Origin of the sequence: Lactobacillus bombicola, from assembly GCF_900112665.1 — a bacterium.
Classification (GTDB): domain Bacteria; phylum Bacillota; class Bacilli; order Lactobacillales; family Lactobacillaceae; genus Lactobacillus; species Lactobacillus bombicola.
This window is the reverse complement of the sequence record NZ_FOMN01000007.1, coordinates 15485-31959: the sequence shown is the minus strand read 5'-3', so window position 1 is coordinate 31959 and position 16475 is coordinate 15485. Positions and strand designations below refer to the sequence as shown.

Genomic DNA, 16475 nt, shown 5'->3' with positions numbered 1-16475 from the left:
TAAAATTACTTATTTAATTATTCAGACTTTAGCAATAACACCAAGTCCACCTAAGACAACACATAGCACTAATACAATTAAAATTGCCTTAGTTGAAGTCATCCCTTTCTTTCCAAGCAGCCAATATACAAAGGCTACCACTGCCGCTGGCAAAAGTTTCGGAATAATCATGTCAAGATTATTTTGAACATTCATAGTAACCTTACCTATTTGTGGCACCCAGGCAAACTTGATATTAACCATTGTAGCCACTAGCGCACCGACCATAAATACTCCCAATACGGTAGCAGAATCGGTTAAAGCATTTAAACTATCCCGCATATCAGTAACAAGAGATACTCCCTTATCATAAGCAAAATGTAGCTGTTTCCAACGGAAAATACAAATTAACAAACTGGCAACTACCCAGATAATAATACCGATAGGGTTGCCTTGTGCAGCCATTGAAGCTGCCAAAGCACCAAAGATGGTTGGAACAAGGGAAGCAAAGATCGAGTCTCCAATCGCGGCAAATGGACCCATCAAGCCAACTTTTAAACTTGTAACTGTATCCTTACCCTCTATTCCTTCATTCTCTTCTACGGCCAAGTCAATACCAGTGACAATTGTATTAAAGAAGTTGGAAGTATTGAAAAACTGCATATGCGTTTTCAACATCTCTTTCAATTCTGGACTATCATCACCATAGATTTTTCTTAGCTGCGGTAAAATTGTGTACAAATAACCACTATTTTGCATCCTTTCATAATTCCATCCCAGCTGAAAGCCGAATAATGATCGACGATTAATTTGTTTAAAATCTTTATCTGTTAATTGATACTTTGGTTTAGAGTTCATCATCAGTGATCTCTCCTTTATTATCATTAATCTTTGAATCTACATTTCCACTTGGGGCTACGACATTTTTAGCAGCCACTTTATTAATTGGAATACTCTTGTAATGAAGAATTGCTAAAGCTAATCCTATCATAGCAATTGCTAACATTGGAAGTCCATTGAAAGTCGCTGTGAATGATTTATTTGCTACAGCGACTCCAGTACCCAAAGCTTGGATGTTAGAAAAAATAACAGAGAATAAAGTTGTGACAGTAAAACCTAGTATTAAATACGCAATATGCTTTTTAACTGGAAGATAGCGTAATAAAATTGCAAATCCAACTGCTGGAAGTGTAGCACCTGCAACAGTTAACCCAGTACCTAACCACATTAAATCACCGTTTAATGCTTTAGCAATTGTTTGAACCAAACCACGTCCAAACGCCAAAGCAATAAATACTGGTACTGCCCGAGATAAGGCCCACGGGATTGCACCGTATAACAAATTTCTTTCAACCGCACTATAATTTATCTTATCTTGGTCAATCAAATGGTCAACTCTATGTGAAAAATAAGTATTAGCAAATCTTGCTAAAACATCCAACTCAACCATAATTGCTGCAACTGGTACCGCAATTGATGAAATAGCTGTTTGTGGGCTCATACCCTTAACGCTAGTTGAAAATGCAGTTGCTAAAACTGTTCCAGTTGTTGCATCTATCTTTGAAGCACCACCAAAAGTACCTACTCCTAAAACCATTAGCTGCATTGAAGCTCCAATGATTAACCCAGTTTGTAAATCTCCCATAATTATTCCTGCAATCATACCGGCACCAACAGGAGTGTTCAATGATGAATAAATTTGTAACTCATCAAGAATCTCTAAACCTGCGTATACTGTAAGCAGTAGTATTTGCCACCAAGCCATTTTCTTCCCCTCTACTTCATTTTTTCATCAATCAGTTTCATTAAGTCACGTGCATCAACGCTTGGATTAACTTGAGCTATTAAATTCACACCTTTAGTAGCAATTTGTTTAAAAATCTCAGCATCTTCTGAACTAATATTAACCTGTTTGGTTAATTCAGTAGTATCCTCTTTTTTAGACATATTCCCAACATTAATCATTTCAAGACTAACGCCCAAGTTGAGAAGATCAAGAAATTTTTGTGGCTTTTTTGCTACAATAAAAATTCGCTGATTACCATAACGATTATTATTCAAATGATCTGCCGCAACCCTAGTTGGTAAAACGCTTAATCTAGTTGTCATTGGAGTTGCCATTCTTAAGCCGCTTTTTTGAATTTCATCCTTTGCCGCTACTTCATCAAGAACGATAATTCGTTCTACTTGCAACTTAGGAGTCCAAAGATTGGCTACTTGACCATGAACCAAGCGTTCATCAACTCTTGCACCCACAATATTCATATCTGCTCCTCCATCTATATATTAAGGAAATTTAAATAATTAATAGAAACCGCTTTCACATTTACATAATAAGGTACCAACCAATTTTTGTCAACAAACAGCTCATAAATAATTAAAGCATTAATATTTTACTGTATTAAATTTTTTTACTGTCAAATACCTTTTAAAATTTATGAATTGTTACTCCCTTAACGACTCGATTAACCGTTCCAGTTGGCGATGGCGTATCTGGCTTATTACCCACTTTAATTGAGGTCAATAGTGCGAGCGTTTGACCAAACATTATATCTGGTAAGGCCAAATAGGCATTGGGTAACAAATTTTTTTCAGCAAAAGTGAATGATTTTCCGTCAAAGTTTTGGCCCTCTTTTTCTTGACCAACTGCCATCACAAGCGGCACAATTTGATCATCCTTAATCTCATTTAAGATATCCAAGTCGTATTGTCTGGTATAAAAATTATTTGAAACAAAATCAAAAACAATTGTCTTTTTGTCCAAAAATGACTTTGGACCATGACGAAGCCCCATTGACGTATCAAAGAGGGCAGCTACTTTACCAGCAGTCAATTCCAAAATCTTCAGCCTTGCTTCTTCGGCAAGACCACCAAGACTACCACTTCCTATATAAGTGATACGGTTAAAATCAGTATCAACGATCGTTTGTATTTCACTTTCCCGTTCAATGACACTTTCGCCCATTTGGGCAATCTGTTCAATTATCTTACCCTTTTGCTCATCAGCCATTTGGTCAAAAACGAGTAGAGCTGCAAGACTCATACATGAAAATGAACCAGTCATCGCAAAGCCTTGGTCGAGCGATTTTTCTGGCATTAGCAATACTAGTCCGCATGGATCACCAATCAGGTCTTGAGCTAATTGACCAGCTGGTGCACAGGTAATGGCAATTTGATACAAGTGCTTGACCATTTTTTTTGCTAATTCAACTGTTGCCACTGATTCAGGCGAATTACCACTGCGTGCAAACGAAACTAAAATCGTTGGTGTTTCTGGTTCAAGGTAATCTTCTGGCGTAGATACAATTTTAGTGGTATCGATAGCTTCGAAGTTATATTTATTGCGATCGCCATGCTTTTGCAAGTATGGCATCACGGTATTGCCAACATAGGCACTAGTTCCAGCCCCAGTGAAAATAACCCGTACCTTACTCCATTGTTGGCTAATTTTGGCTAAAAAAGCCGAGATTTCATCTTTTTTTTCCTGGTATATTTCCCATGTTTCCAGCCATAATTTAGGTTGTTGCTCAATTTCACGAGTCGTGATTTTAGCATTCATTTGTTCTAATTCTGCATCTATTTTAGTAAACATTTATTTTCTCCTTCTATTAAAAATCAAAATAACTTATTGTATTGGCGCGAACGATAAATAAACTTGTCACCGCGGGCTAGTGATATCGTAAACTCGATCGGAATATTTTTTTCATTGATAGTTTTACGGAAAATTTTCAAACACGGTGAACCAGCTTTTTCATCTAAATACCGGCCCTCTCGTTCACTTAAACTAACAGCCTGCACGTCCTCAAACGCCATTACACCAATTTGGTTGTACTTTTGTTTGAAAACGCCGTACAACTGCTGATTTTGCAAGTCGGTAATCTTAAAATCTGGAAAAAGCCTGGCTGGTAAGTAGCTTTTACTAAAAATCCGTGGTTGATTATTGGCTAAACGTATTCGTACCAACTCATAAACTTGTTCATTTTCGGCTAAATTCAGTTGTTCGATGATATGCTGATTCGGAATAACTAATTTTAAACTTCGATTTTGAGTCGAGGCTTTTTGACCAGCCCGTTTCAATTCCTCAGAAAAAGAATACATCCCGCCGATATTAGGTTGATCAAGAACAACACTCGCAACAAAAGTTCCTTTGCCATGAAGACGATAAATTAATCCGCGCTCTTCTAGATTTTGCAACGCTAATCTAATAGTATTACGACTAATACCGTATTTAATTAAAAGTTGACGCTCACTTGGTAAGCGAGCATTGGGATTCATCTTTTTGATTTGTTTTTCTAAATCAGTAATCACCCGCTGATAAAGCGGTTTTTGCATTGTCTTTCTTCCTTTCCAACTGGTTGATACCACTTATGATTTGAGTGTATCAAAGAAAGCGGTTAATTTCAATTTAATTTTAGCTTATTTTATCTTTTTTCATCAGTACTTATCTGAACTGTTACTTATTTTTAACAGCATTCGCAACATTTTAGTCATAAAAAAGACCAGTAAGATTGTTCACCTTACTGACCTTTGTCATGATTTTATTTATTTATTTTATTACCGCGCCAATCGTAATACTTTTGGCTGAGGCGATTTTTTGGGTTATCATAAACGACTACCCGATACAATGCATAAATTGTTCCTACCATTGCAACTAAACTGGTTAACCAATTTTTAAAAAGTATTTGCACAAGATTAATCACAATTACAAACACAGTCCACATAAAAAGACCATTACGTCTAGCTACTTCTTTTGGTGTAACCTTTTCTTTTTTCATTCAAATTATCCTTACCAGAATCATTGTAATTGACTATGCTTTTTTAGCTACGGTATATTCTACATTCCTCTTCTTCATTTCACGTGCATACCACCAGAATAATAGAAGATAGACTACCAAAGCAGCAATTGCATAAACAATGAACATACCGTGTTGTTTCCATGCATTACCAACTAAATAAGCCAAGAATTTTTCAACTGGGCCTTCCATCGTAGTATCAGAAACCAATGTGTGGGCCGGAATTGCTGCACCAACTGAGTGAGCCATGTTGGTAACAAATGGACCAACCATTGTGCCTGCCCAAAGGAAGATTGGTAGTTCAACCGTACCGATAATAATCATTCGAATGATTTTACCGCGAGTAACAACTAACAAAGCTGGCGTTACACCCATGGCAATAATACCACCGAGTGGCATTAATCTGTTACCTGGCAAAATCATTGCTTCAAGCATCATAATTGGTGCCAAGACATTGGCAGCTGCCCAGATTTCAGACCGACCAGCAAGAAATGGCCAGTCAAGACCGATGTTAAATGACCTGCCGGAAAATTTCTTGGTGGCGAAGTCTGCAATTCCTTGTGATAGTGGCTCAACCGAAGCAATAAACCATGAGCCAATAACGGAGAAGAGTTCAATACATGAACCACCAACAAAGGATAGCGTAAACATATCTTTCCATCCCCGTTCAGTGGCTAAGTTGTTACCTGCAAGTAAGGAAACAAAGACACCTAGGTAAACACCAATGGCAAATCTGCTGCCCCAGAAACCAATTTTTTCATTCAACTTGGTCGAGTCAAAATCGAATTTATCAAGCCACGGAAGACACTTATCAAAGAACTTGTTGAAGACCATGATAATAGGGTTCATCATGTAATTCATGTGCGTGGTCGTCATTGGATTACCTTCAGGCGCATCAAGTAAGTCATTGAAAGTTGGTTTCATCAAATCAGAGTTGATGATCTTCATTGTTCCAATAAAGATAACCAATAGAGTCGAAAGCCATAATGGTGCTCCGACATAAACACAGAATAAGCCGATAAAGGCTAAATGCCAAACGTCAAAAATATCAACATCCAAAGTGTTGGTTTTGTTCATTACTAGTAACAGAACGTTCAAAATGATTAATACTAAGAGGTAAAAAAGAGTATAAGGTGAACCCCAAGTAATTGTTGCTAATGGTGCCCAGCCCATATCCTGCATATCCATATGAATTCCAGTGTGCTTAACAAACTGCATCATTGGCTTTTGAAATGCCATAGTTAGCATATTCATAATATTACCGATTGCGGTAATCGCAATCGCTAATTTCATACCACCTTCGAGCGCTTTAGAAAATTTAACCCGAAAGAGTAAGGCAATAAATGTTAACACGATTAGCATTATCGTGGCTGCACCCATATCAATCAGTGGTTTAAAAAGTGAATTAGCGAAATTAATTATTCCGTTCATTATTAGTTCCTTTCAAATAAAACTATTCTGCATTAATTTCCTTAACTACTTTTTCCACATTGTCATAAACTGGTTTGGCCATTGTTGGTATTCGGTACAAAATAGCACCGGCATCAATCAACGGAATCTTTGGTGTAAATGAAAGATCAGTCTTGGCGATTGTTAGGTAGCCATCATAGTGTGATAATAATTCTTCATTGACATCTTTAACCATGTAGGCATCAACCTTAACGTTATAGCCGCGCTTTCTCATTTCTTCCTCAACTGCATCTTTAATTTGGTGCGATGAGTTAACCCCTGCCCCACATGCAGCAATAAATTTAACTTCTCTACTCATAAAAATACCCCCCTATTGCTCAAAATGCTCACTTAAAAACTGATAAATTTTATCAGGGTTAGTAAGACTGAATAACTCTTGTAGTTTTGAAACAGACGTAAGTCGAAGAAAGTCCATGATTTGTGCCAAGATGTTTGCCTGTCCTTCTGGATCATTATTTAAAATCATAAATAAGAATTTCACTGGTAATTCTTGATCAGGCGCAATCATATTTTTAAATCCAACCGTCGACTTCAAGGCAACCGGAATTACTAAACGCGTATTAACAAATTCCCCTTCAGTATGCGGTACTGCAATATTAGGCAGTTCTTTTGTAATCGGTGATGTGTCAATTCCAGTCGGGTAATTGGCCTCTCGTTTGGCGATTTCAGTAAAGAAATCAGCCTTAACAAGATCTTGTTGTAGCAATTTCTCTGAAACTTCCCTTAAAACCGCGGTTGAATCAATCGCATCGCTGACAAATACAGCTTTTGGTGAAAACAAGCTATCTACTTTCACAGCTCAGACTCCTTTTCCATACTAGGCAAGCTCTTTCGATTTTGTTTGAAAATGTTTTATTTTGTTTGCTTGTCTATAAATATTATATGTAACCGGATTCAAAATTGCAACCAATTTTCTTAATTTTCTACAAATTGAAATAGTGAAACTTTGTTTCTCATTCTGATTTTATTAAACAAATTTCCCTCTGCCTCACCGAGTACAAAAAAAGACCACGACAATCTCTGCATGATCTTTTGTATTTGTGTGCGATTAAATTTTGTTTTTTATTTACTTTTATTAGTCGTGGTACACGCCTTCGGCCCACTTCTTATTTTCTTCATCAAAGAAGTGAACATTATCCTTTTGATCAGGATTTGGCTTTGCAATACCATCAATTTTGGTAATTAATTTGCGGTTATCGTCAGTTGGGGCATACCTAGCATTCAAAAATGAATCTACAATATCAAAAATGAAATCACGTCCAAGGACAATACCGCCGAAGCCAATAACATTTGCATTTAATTCACGGCGGGCATATTCAGCTTGGGTAGCGTCGCCAACCATCGCTGCTCGAATACCTTCATTTTTATCAGCAGCCGTTGAAATACCGATGCCTGTCCCGCAAAGAACGATACCAAGATCAGCACGGCCATCAGCAACATCTTCCGCCACGCGTTTACCATACATTGGATAGTGAGTTCTTGTGTTGTCATGTGTACCTTCATCAATTACACGATAGCCCTCATCCTTAAGGTGATCAGAAATAGCCATTTTAATTGCAGTCACAATATGGTCATTACCCAAGGCAATCACCGTATGCTTATCAATTTTAGGATCAACAAATTCTGGTTGTGGTCGATCATTATCTAACATTTTTAGCCCTCCCTTAGATCATTTCTTCTAACATGTTTAGCCGAATCTGATGCCGTCCGCCAGCATAATCAGTATCAAGATAATGTTGCACGATCGAATAGGCTAATTTTTCACCAACAATGCCACTTCCCAAAGCGATAGCCTTGGCACCGTTGTGCATCGCTGTCATGTGGGCAGTTCTTTCCTCGTTCACATTTGCGGTAACCATCCCTTTGACCTTGTTAGAAGCCATTGCCGATCCTACACCATATTCATCAAACATGATAGCTTTTTTAATACCGTTATCCAGTACTTCACGTGTAACTAGCAAGCTAGATTCAACAAAATCTGCTGCTGCTTTTGTTGTAACGTCCAAGACCTCATAATTGTGATCCTTCAAGTACTGCTTGACTTTTTCCTTTAAGTCAAAGCCAGCCTGATCGCTACCAATAACAACTTTCATAGCTAAAACTCCTCTCAAAACAACTACTTATAAATAGTTGTAAATTGACTATAATGTTTTTCCAATTCAGGATCGATACCACGATTAGTAATCAAACCATCAACATCGCGCAAGTCATAAAATTGATGAAAATCGCTGTGATCCAATTTAGAATAATCAGCCACTATCAATTTGATTTGTGAATGGTCCAATCCAATTTTCTCGGTTTGACCCTCTTCTAAGTTAGCTGTTGTCATAGAAGTATCCTTAATACCATTAACACCTACAAAGCCGACTGAAAAAGACATTGTTGCAAGTTCACTATTAGCAAGAGCTCCTAAAAAAGCACCACTGATTCTCCGATAAGAACCGCCAATCATGATCAGATCATAATTATTAGGACTGTTTTTAGCCACTTCAAAAACTGGCAGTGAATTAGTCACTATCCTGAGATGCTTAACTTTCAGGTTGGCAACCATTAATTCTAAAGTAGTGCCCGGACCAACATAAATTGAATCATTTTCATGAATTAGATTGCAGGCGCGCTTAGCAACTTCAATCTTTTCCTTACTATGAATCTCTCTTTTTTGTTTGTAGCTTTTTTCAATACGGCTTTGGTCTGACAAAATCTGTGCGCCACCGTGAATACGCATAATCTTGTTGGACTTATGCAATTCATTTAGATCCCGCCTAATTGTCATATCAGACACCTTGAGGGCTTGAGCCAATTCATCAACTGTTACAAACTTTTGCGTGTTCACTATCTGTAAAATCGTCTTTAATCTTTCACTTTTTAACATGGTTACCTACTTTTTAAACTAGATTAAGCAACTAACTTAGTTCATCTTTTAGTATAATTGTTCTATTTTGTTTGTCAATGTTTGAACATGTTTGATAAACGAATTAAGAATAATTAGCTGCAAGTTATTTCTTCTTTCTAAATCTATTCTATATCATGTTGTTCAAAAATTATTAAATCAATGGCTTCTTTACAAAATTTTGTCTCCCGATAATTCTCGTAAAAAATCATTCAAAATTTCAGCGTATTTTCCAGAAGTAGAAACAGTAATCAATAGGGAAAATTATTTTAGAAAACGATGATTTCAAATCAATCAAACTTGAATAACCTAATTTTTCGCAAAAGTGTCTGACAACAGATTGCAAAACATTAAGCATGATTGATAATTTCATTAACAGTCACCTGGTCTAATCGGGAGAGATTTTCCACTAACAATTGCGTGATTGCCACTATCATAATGAGAATTGATTAATTCACTTAGTGAATTTAGTAACCTGAGATTATTTACATTAGTCACCTTTAAAGACTTCTATTAAAACTGCAATTTTTGACATCAATTAACTTTAAGTATAGCTGGTAACTATCAGTTATGACTGCTATTTTTAGTTTAAAAGATATTTTAGTTATTTACTTAAGCACTTGATAAAATCTTCCTTTAAGTTAAGCTTTTTTATGATTTAGTAGTTTATACTAGTAGTAATCAGTTGTAACGATATAAAAAGGAAAAACATGCTACGAAAATCACGCTTTAGCTTAAGAACTAAATCTGTTTTACTAGTTTTTTTAACAACAGTTATTTTTGTTATTACTGCTGGCAGTATCGCTTCATACCACGTCAAACAGAGTCAAAAGCAAATAATCAAAGAGAAAATTGCTGGAGTTGCTAGAATTGCTGCTCAAGATGCAACCGTTAAGGAAACTCTAAAAAAGCATCCCCAGCCCACCCAAAATAATTCATTGCAAAAATATGCCAATCAAATTACACAGGCATCTCATGTTGATTTCGTTGTCATTTTAGACCGGAAATTAATGCGCTACTCCCACCCTGATACTAGTCGGATTGGCAAAAGATTTAGTTCTCCGCAAGATGCTAAAAAATCAAGCACTGGTAAAAGCCATTATTCACATCGCAAAGGTATTTTAGGAACGGGCTATCGCATCTTTGTCCCTGTTTTCAAGAACAAACAACAAGTTGGCATTGTTTGCGTTGGTCTAACCGATAGCTCAATTAACAGGGCAATTTTATCTGCTCAAAAAGCGGTTATTCTTGGTTCATTATTTGCTTTATGTGCTGGCATAATTTTGGCACTTTTTTTAGCGCAAAGGATTAAAAAATCTCTTTTTAATATGGAACCAGATGAAATTGCTACCAAGCTGCCGGAACTACACGCTATTATTGATAGTATTGATGAAATCTTAATTGCCGTTAATGAACAAAACATCGTAATTACAACCAATTATTTAGCTAAAAAAACATTTCCAGCAGTTAAAGTGGGTACTGCACTAAATTCCAATTTAGCTAAACTAATTTTTAATCATAATCATTCACAAAATAAGACCAATGTTCCGCTCTTAATTAACGCTAAAGAATACATTGTATCCACTAATAGGCTAGTTTATCATGACAAAACTTATGGCCAAATTGCTCTACTGCAAGATCAATCCAAATACCAACAACTGTCTGAACAATTAGCTGGAAGTGAGCAATACATTCAAGCGCTTAGAGCGCAATCGCATGAATTTCGCAATAAATTACAGGCAATTTACGATATGATTGAATTAAAGCAATATGATAATGTTACTAATTTTATTGGCAAAGTTAATGCTAATTACCAGCAAGAGTTTGGCCAGCTAAACCAGCAGATTGAATCACCAGCTTTAGTCGGGTTTTTAACCGGTAAAATTAATCAGGCTAAAGAGCAAAAAGTGACTTTGACACTTACTCCTGATTCCTATTTGCCACAAGCAATTGTTTCAGACCAATTAAATCTTGATCTGATCAAGATTTTGGGTAACTTAATCGACAATGCCTTAGCCGCCATTGATACCAGTGGTGCCATTAAACTCGAACTTACTTATGATACCGAAAGTACAACCCTGATTATAGAAGTGACCGATAACGGTAGTGGTATTCCGCCTGCTGTCCGAGAACAACTTTTTAAGCAAAAATATTCTACTAAAGGTAAAGCTCATGGTTACGGCTTAATGCTGGTTAAGCAGATTATCGATAATCATCACGGCTATATTGACATTACACCTTGTAATCCACATGGTAGCAATTTTTATCTTGAATTACCGATTAACAGCGAGGAGTAAAAATGTTACAGATTCTCATTGTGGAAGATGACCCCATGGTCAATTCAATTGATAAACAGTACCTAATGAAAATAATTCCGCCTGCAAAAATGAAGCTTTATCAAGTAGATAGAGCAGATAAAGCTTTAGCCCTTGCGCAAAAAATGCAGCTTGATTTGGTCTTACTCGATATTTATTTACCCAAAATTTCAGGTACTGAGCTTCTTCAATTATTTATTGAGCACAATCTCCATCCGAATGTAATCATGTTATCAGCTGCTAAAGATAGCCAAAGCATTAACCAAGCATTAAACTATGGCGTACTCGATTACCTGGTAAAACCATTTTCTTTTGAGCGATTCCATAAGGCAATTGAGCATTTTCTAAAATATAATGAGGTATTAAACCAAGATCGACAATTATCGCAAACTGAACTCGATCAGATTTTCATTACACAAGATTTTGCTGGAGAAAAAGAAATGACCTCCTTGCCTAAAGGACTATCAAATTTTTCTCTTAACAAAATAAAGGCAATCATCGCAGAAACACCCGATTATTTTTCTAATCAGGAGATTGCCCGTAAGTCTAAACTCTCACGGATTACCACGAAAAAGTATTTAGATTATTTAGTAAAAACTAATGAATTAACAATCAAAACACATTACCTAAAAGTAGGTCGACCAATTAAACTTTATAAAGCTAATAAATAAAAAGCGAACTATCAGCTGATAGCTCGCTTTTTTGTATATTAACTTAGTCTAACTTAACGTCGTTATCAGTCTTACCTGTCTCTAAAACTTGGTGGAAGTTTTCATAGCTGACTGCAATCATATCGGTTAAAGCTGGACTAGTGTAAGAACCAATGTGCGGGGTTAGTAGAACCTTAGGATATAAATCAACTAACTGCTTAGTCAGTTCATTAGTGATATTTCCTTTAAAATCATGTCCCAGCACTTCAACTTCGTCTGGTAAAACATCACTAGCAAAACCAGCAATTTGATTTTGAGTGATTGCCTTAATAATAGCAGGATAATCAGCAAGTTGTGTTCTCGCCGTATTAACCAAAACAGCAGTTGGTTTCATTTTCTTTAAAAAGTCCGCATCGATTAAACGATCATTTTGACCTGGGAAATACGGCACGTGGATTGAAACAATATCTGATTTTGACAGCAATTCATCCTGCTCAACAAATTCAACATATTGTTTAGCGAAGTCGCTTGGATAAGGATCATAGCCCAAGACTTTGGTTCCCATTCCACTATATAGCTGCGCTTCAGTCGCCCCAATTCGACCAGTTCCGATAATTCCCACAGTACTTGAATGAACTTCCCCAGAAAAAGTGGCGGTCGAAACACTAAAGTTTCCCTGCCTGGTCATATCGACTGCCAAAGCAGTATGTCTAAAGAGCATCATTCCTAGGGTCATTGCCAATTCGGCTACAGCGTATGGTGAATATGCCGGAACACGAGCAACTTTTGTTTCATATTTGGCTGCGGCCTTAAGATCAATATGGTTAAAACCTACTGTTCTAGTAAAGACGTATTTAATGCCCCACTCATTTAATTTCGCCAAGTTTTGTGCGTCTGCCTTACAATTGGCACGTAACAAAACAGCATCTGCGCCTTTGGCAGTTTCAATATTATCATGAGTTAACAATTCAGGTTCCAATTGCACATCATAATGGTATTTATTTAATTTCTTGAAGTAATCTACTTCATTTTCACGTACGCCATAAGCAACAATTTTAAACATAAAAAACCTCCTAATTAATGAAATAATCCGCTTTGACTAAGAACACCGAGAAAGGCAATCCAAAATGGCATTGCCACTACCGCTAAAATTGTCGATACAAAGGATGCATTGGACGATAATACCGCTTCACGATCAAAGCTAATCGCATAAGACGAAGCAACGGCAGCGGTTGGCGTAGCCATCATAATAATGATTGTACCTAAAGCAACATAGCTAATCGGTAAGATGTTAGTCACATTTAAGATGACCAGTATTACCAAGTTAAGCAGTGGTACTAAGACAACCTTATTAAAACTGTAGTACCAAGAAGTCTTGTTTTCCGCAGCTTTTTTAAATGAAGTCGAACCTAAAGTAGCACCGATTGATAGCCAAGCAAGTGGTGATGCTAGGTTAGCCAGATATTGCAGTGGTTTGTACAGCCAAATTGCAGTCTGATCAATTCGGTAAAAGGCAACCTTAATTATTGGTGCACCAGGATTAATTACGCCATTAACAGCTTGTCTTACAGCTACCTGTGGCATGTAATTTTGCACTAGCCACATAATCAGTCCCAAAAAAGTAGCAATTACCACCGGATTGACAAACATTTTTTTGATATTGCTTGCATTCATTTTCAAGCCAGACATCTTAATATAAGCATAAGAATATAAAAAAATCCGGTAGCCAATATTAAAAATCGAGCTATACATTATGCCCTTGGTACCAAAGACCGCACCAACAATTGGAATTCCAAAAAAGGTAGTTGAACCAAAAGTGGTTAAAATTGCTAGAACATCCCGCTTATCTTTAGGATATTTGGCATAAGAAATTGGGGTTACCAAAATCAAAATAATATAAATTACAATTCCCCAAATTAACACATTCATCCCTTGCGAAAAAGTTTCGCCATTAATCGGTTGCATAAATGAGTTGAATGCCAAAGCCGGAAGCGCAACTGTTAAAACAATCTTAGATAAAAGCTTACCATACTTTTCTGTAAAGATATTACGCTTACGTAAATAAAAACCCAATAAAATAATAAAAATTGTTGACGTTATTGAGCTAACTATCGCAGCATTGGAAAATGTCACTTGAATTGCTTTCGCAATATTCATCTTTCTCCTCCTAATTAATTACATATTTCACAATATATTTTAGTTTTAACCTAAATTTTTGATAATAATAGTAAATTAATGTAACCTTTTGTAACTTATGTAAGCGAAATCAAGTAAATATAAACGGGTAATTTTATCAGTAAAGCGATTTGCTTTTTTCTACAAATTCAAATTAATATAATATGTGAATAAAAAGACAAAGAAAGCATTCTATTTTAATTTTCACAAAATAGAATGCTTTTATTATCATTATTTTTATATGAGCTATTTAAAATTCATCAAAGCCGTCTTCTTCTTGCTCTGCTATATGGCTCACCTTCTTATGAACTGACGGTTGCTCAAAAAAGACATACATAATTGCTGCCATTACTACAGCAAAAATCACTGCTCCAGGTGCTGCATAAGTTTGAATTGCCAAAGATATGCCAATAATTGAACTAGAAACTAAATTTACGTAAAAATCATCTGGTTGAAGCCCTGTTATTCGACAAAATTTTTAGCTAAACGCCGGAAGCCCTAAAAGTGACTATACTCGTTAATTAGTTTAATCATTAACCTTAATCCAGTAACCCAATTTATTAAGTTCAGGATAGTATTTAAGATTAAGTTTGCGCCCATTCTTTAATGAAAACATATATGCAGTATTCCAAAAAAGGAAATTTCCTTTAAAAAATAGTGGAACGATACTTGCTTTTTTCATGATAATTCTTACGCAATTTATTAATTTTAAGTTCTCCTATTATTTTGAAATTTAATAGATTGATGATCTTTTATCTTGGTCAATTTACTCATCAATGTAATTTGAAACTAAATAGGGCGCATCACATGTGATGTGCCCTATTAGTTTAGTTATTATACTTTTTATCACTGATAATCTTTCCATTACCAATTGCTTTAATTTTTTGTGAAGCATCATCGTCATCACCATTTTGGTGGAAGACACAACCAGAATACAGCATTACTTGTTTATGCTCATAATCATCATGCTCAAAAGTGTAAGTTATCTTATAGACAACATTACTACTATTATCTGGCGCAGGCGAAATGGAAACAATGCTACAATCCATATCATAAGAAATTATCTCGTCATTGTCATTAAAGTTACCAATCTGCTCATGCAGTTCTTGGTAACCCTTATTTTCCGCGCCACCAACAAATGCATCTTCAGCTGGATCTTCAAAGTTGTCTTCCAAGATATTTTTGGCATCATCCTCGCTGATTAAGCCAGGCCATTCAGGCTTAACGACATTGCTACTACTATCATCGTCATCATCAAAGCCTAAATCATCATAATCAATTACCTTTGATCTGATTGCGTTGCCGTCGACTTTCATCATGACATAAATCTTCATGTCATCCGTAGCAGGATATTCGTTAAATACTTTTTCGCCGTTCTTATCTAACGTACCAACTTTTTTCTCGTTAATATAGACATCCGCACCAGGAGAGCTTTTAACCGTAAAATTGACGGTCTTGATATTCATATTAATTGCACTATTTGAAAAAATATTGGCGCTTTTATCAGCAGTTAACTTATGACCAGCAGCAGTCGATTTAACTACAATATGATATTTTCCAGGAAAAAGTGGCTGTACCTGCTTATAATAACTTTCACCACTACCATTAACCCCGCCGATTTTTTCATCATTAACATAAATCGTCGAATTGGCATGATTAGTCTTAATATGTGGTGTAAAAGTCTTAAATTTTAACGTATATTTAGGGAAAAACAGTAAATAGCGTCCTGACTGTACTAACGAAACGTCTTCATAAGTATCACCATACTTAAAAGCTTCTGCCATCTTATCGGCATCACTACTGTGATCAAAATAATAATTTTGCGTTGGCTTCAAAGCCGCATTAGTGACATGCACACTAGGATTATCCGAGGTAACATAGTCCGCTAAATTTGCCCGCGGATTTTTTAAATACGCAGTAATCTGATCAACTTGATTTTTCCGTTGATAATGATTTGAGCCCCAAGCATAAAAAGCAATGAAAGCAACAACCAAAACGCCCACAATGCTCAAAATTATCTTAGTTTTCTTTTTCATCGGCTGGCGCAGATTATTGTCAGCAGCTTGCCGGTGCGTCTGATCCGTTCGGTATTCCTGCCGGCTTTGCTTATTATTAGACAGCTTTGCGCCACAATTGGAACAAAACTCCTCGTTTTCGTTAACTGGTTGTCCACAATTTGGACAAAATTCATTTTTATTCATCT

General features: G+C 36.2%; 19 protein-coding genes. 2 read left to right on the top strand and 17 right to left on the bottom strand.

What is annotated here, in order from left to right:
* Window positions 1-21 precede the first annotated feature (21 nt).
* The 12 genes from BM203_RS06165 to BM203_RS06110 all read right to left on the bottom strand — a co-directional run bounded on the left by BM203_RS06165 (window position 22) and on the right by BM203_RS06110 (window position 9114).
* A complete protein-coding gene (locus BM203_RS06165; protein WP_090093568.1) occupies window positions 22-840 on the bottom strand; it encodes a PTS system mannose/fructose/sorbose family transporter subunit IID in 819 nt (272 codons plus the stop codon).
* Window positions 827-1744 (bottom strand): PTS mannose/fructose/sorbose/N-acetylgalactosamine transporter subunit IIC, encoded by a 918-nt coding sequence (locus BM203_RS06160; RefSeq protein WP_090093566.1) that lies wholly within the window; start codon window positions 1742-1744, stop codon window positions 827-829. Before BM203_RS06160 ends, BM203_RS06165 begins: the two co-directional genes overlap by 14 nt.
* A gap of 11 nt (window positions 1745-1755) precedes the next feature.
* Window positions 1756-2244, bottom strand: a complete 489-nt coding sequence (locus BM203_RS06155) for a PTS sugar transporter subunit IIB (RefSeq protein ID WP_090093565.1) — start codon at window positions 2242-2244, stop codon at window positions 1756-1758.
* Between the two features lie 163 nt (window positions 2245-2407).
* Window positions 2408-3571, bottom strand: coding sequence for an SIS domain-containing protein (locus tag BM203_RS06150; protein WP_090093563.1), 1164 nt, complete (start codon window positions 3569-3571; stop codon window positions 2408-2410).
* Window positions 3572-3594: 23 nt separating this feature from the next.
* Complete coding sequence (locus tag BM203_RS06145) at window positions 3595-4311, bottom strand: GntR family transcriptional regulator (RefSeq protein ID WP_090093561.1); 717 nt, start codon at window positions 4309-4311, stop codon at window positions 3595-3597.
* Between the two features lie 206 nt (window positions 4312-4517).
* Window positions 4518-4754 carry a hypothetical protein gene (locus BM203_RS06140; RefSeq protein ID WP_090093559.1) on the bottom strand — a complete coding sequence of 79 codons (237 nt, stop codon included), beginning with the start codon at window positions 4752-4754 and terminating at the stop codon, window positions 4518-4520.
* A 33-nt stretch (window positions 4755-4787) separates the two neighbouring features.
* Window positions 4788-6203: a PTS transporter subunit IIC gene (locus tag BM203_RS06135; RefSeq protein WP_090093557.1), complete on the bottom strand. Its 1416-nt coding sequence runs from the start codon at window positions 6201-6203 to the stop codon at window positions 4788-4790.
* Window positions 6204-6225: 22 nt separating this feature from the next.
* A complete protein-coding gene (locus tag BM203_RS06130; protein ID WP_090093555.1) occupies window positions 6226-6540 on the bottom strand; it encodes a PTS sugar transporter subunit IIB in 315 nt (104 codons plus the stop codon).
* 12 nt (window positions 6541-6552) lie between these two features.
* The gene (locus BM203_RS06125) at window positions 6553-7038 is read right to left on the bottom strand and encodes a PTS sugar transporter subunit IIA (protein ID WP_090093553.1); all 486 of its coding nucleotides are present in this window, start codon (window positions 7036-7038) and stop codon (window positions 6553-6555) included.
* Window positions 7039-7317: 279 nt separating this feature from the next.
* Window positions 7318-7893: a galactose-6-phosphate isomerase subunit LacB gene (gene lacB / locus BM203_RS06120; protein WP_090093551.1), complete on the bottom strand. Its 576-nt coding sequence runs from the start codon at window positions 7891-7893 to the stop codon at window positions 7318-7320.
* A 13-nt stretch (window positions 7894-7906) separates the two neighbouring features.
* Window positions 7907-8335 (bottom strand): galactose-6-phosphate isomerase subunit LacA, encoded by a 429-nt coding sequence (gene lacA / locus BM203_RS06115; RefSeq protein ID WP_090093549.1) that lies wholly within the window; start codon window positions 8333-8335, stop codon window positions 7907-7909.
* A 23-nt stretch (window positions 8336-8358) separates the two neighbouring features.
* Window positions 8359-9114, bottom strand: coding sequence for a DeoR/GlpR family DNA-binding transcription regulator (locus BM203_RS06110; RefSeq protein WP_090093547.1), 756 nt, complete (start codon window positions 9112-9114; stop codon window positions 8359-8361).
* A 728-nt stretch (window positions 9115-9842) separates the two neighbouring features.
* Between BM203_RS06110 and BM203_RS06105 the strand changes: the two genes are divergently transcribed.
* Both BM203_RS06105 and BM203_RS06100 read left to right on the top strand, forming a co-directional pair.
* Window positions 9843-11429, top strand: coding sequence for an ATP-binding protein (locus tag BM203_RS06105; RefSeq protein ID WP_090093546.1), 1587 nt, complete (start codon window positions 9843-9845; stop codon window positions 11427-11429).
* 2 nt (window positions 11430-11431) lie between these two features.
* Window positions 11432-12118, top strand: coding sequence for a response regulator (locus BM203_RS06100; protein WP_090093544.1), 687 nt, complete (start codon window positions 11432-11434; stop codon window positions 12116-12118).
* Window positions 12119-12161: 43 nt separating this feature from the next.
* On the opposite strand, the gene BM203_RS06095 is transcribed toward BM203_RS06100, so the two are convergent.
* The 5 genes from BM203_RS06095 to BM203_RS06085 all read right to left on the bottom strand — a co-directional run bounded on the left by BM203_RS06095 (window position 12162) and on the right by BM203_RS06085 (window position 16473).
* A complete protein-coding gene (locus tag BM203_RS06095; protein WP_090093543.1) occupies window positions 12162-13160 on the bottom strand; it encodes an NAD(P)-dependent oxidoreductase in 999 nt (332 codons plus the stop codon).
* A gap of 14 nt (window positions 13161-13174) precedes the next feature.
* Complete coding sequence (locus tag BM203_RS06090; protein WP_090093541.1) at window positions 13175-14254, bottom strand: AEC family transporter; 1080 nt, start codon at window positions 14252-14254, stop codon at window positions 13175-13177.
* A gap of 268 nt (window positions 14255-14522) precedes the next feature.
* Window positions 14523-14672 carry a hypothetical protein gene (locus tag BM203_RS08435; protein WP_159428291.1) on the bottom strand — a complete coding sequence of 50 codons (150 nt, stop codon included), beginning with the start codon at window positions 14670-14672 and terminating at the stop codon, window positions 14523-14525.
* 126 nt (window positions 14673-14798) lie between these two features.
* Entirely contained in the window at window positions 14799-14954 is a 156-nt protein-coding gene (locus tag BM203_RS08430; protein WP_159428290.1) for a hypothetical protein, read from the bottom strand.
* Window positions 14955-15099: 145 nt separating this feature from the next.
* Complete coding sequence (locus BM203_RS06085; RefSeq protein ID WP_090093539.1) at window positions 15100-16473, bottom strand: zinc ribbon domain-containing protein; 1374 nt, start codon at window positions 16471-16473, stop codon at window positions 15100-15102.
* Window positions 16474-16475: the final 2 nt, after the last annotated feature.

Bases quoted from the DNA above. Each gene is read 5' to 3' on its own strand.
- BM203_RS06135 (WP_090093557.1), bottom strand. From the start codon at position 6,203: ATGAACGGAATAATTAATTTCGCTAATTCACTTTTTAAACCACTGATT.
- BM203_RS06110 (WP_090093547.1), bottom strand. From the start codon at position 9,114: ATGTTAAAAAGTGAAAGATTAAAGACGATTTTACAGATAGTGAACACG.
- BM203_RS06130 (WP_090093555.1), bottom strand. From the start codon at position 6,540: ATGAGTAGAGAAGTTAAATTTATTGCTGCATGTGGGGCAGGGGTTAAC.
- BM203_RS06155 (WP_090093565.1), bottom strand. From the start codon at position 2,244: ATGAATATTGTGGGTGCAAGAGTTGATGAACGCTTGGTTCATGGTCAA.
- lacB (WP_090093551.1), bottom strand. From the start codon at position 7,893: ATGTTAGATAATGATCGACCACAACCAGAATTTGTTGATCCTAAAATT.
- BM203_RS06140 (WP_090093559.1), bottom strand. From the start codon at position 4,754: ATGAAAAAAGAAAAGGTTACACCAAAAGAAGTAGCTAGACGTAATGGT.
- BM203_RS06095 (WP_090093543.1), bottom strand. From the start codon at position 13,160: ATGTTTAAAATTGTTGCTTATGGCGTACGTGAAAATGAAGTAGATTAC.
- BM203_RS06085 (WP_090093539.1), bottom strand. From the start codon at position 16,473: ATGAATAAAAATGAATTTTGTCCAAATTGTGGACAACCAGTTAACGAA.
- BM203_RS08430 (WP_159428290.1), bottom strand. From the start codon at position 14,954: ATGAAAAAAGCAAGTATCGTTCCACTATTTTTTAAAGGAAATTTCCTT.
- BM203_RS06165 (WP_090093568.1), bottom strand. From the start codon at position 840: ATGATGAACTCTAAACCAAAGTATCAATTAACAGATAAAGATTTTAAA.
- BM203_RS06160 (WP_090093566.1), bottom strand. From the start codon at position 1,744: ATGGCTTGGTGGCAAATACTACTGCTTACAGTATACGCAGGTTTAGAG.
- BM203_RS06100 (WP_090093544.1), top strand. From the start codon at position 11,432: ATGTTACAGATTCTCATTGTGGAAGATGACCCCATGGTCAATTCAATT.
- BM203_RS06105 (WP_090093546.1), top strand. From the start codon at position 9,843: ATGCTACGAAAATCACGCTTTAGCTTAAGAACTAAATCTGTTTTACTA.
- BM203_RS06145 (WP_090093561.1), bottom strand. From the start codon at position 4,311: ATGCAAAAACCGCTTTATCAGCGGGTGATTACTGATTTAGAAAAACAA.
- BM203_RS06150 (WP_090093563.1), bottom strand. From the start codon at position 3,571: ATGTTTACTAAAATAGATGCAGAATTAGAACAAATGAATGCTAAAATC.
- BM203_RS06090 (WP_090093541.1), bottom strand. From the start codon at position 14,254: ATGAATATTGCGAAAGCAATTCAAGTGACATTTTCCAATGCTGCGATA.
- lacA (WP_090093549.1), bottom strand. From the start codon at position 8,335: ATGAAAGTTGTTATTGGTAGCGATCAGGCTGGCTTTGACTTAAAGGAA.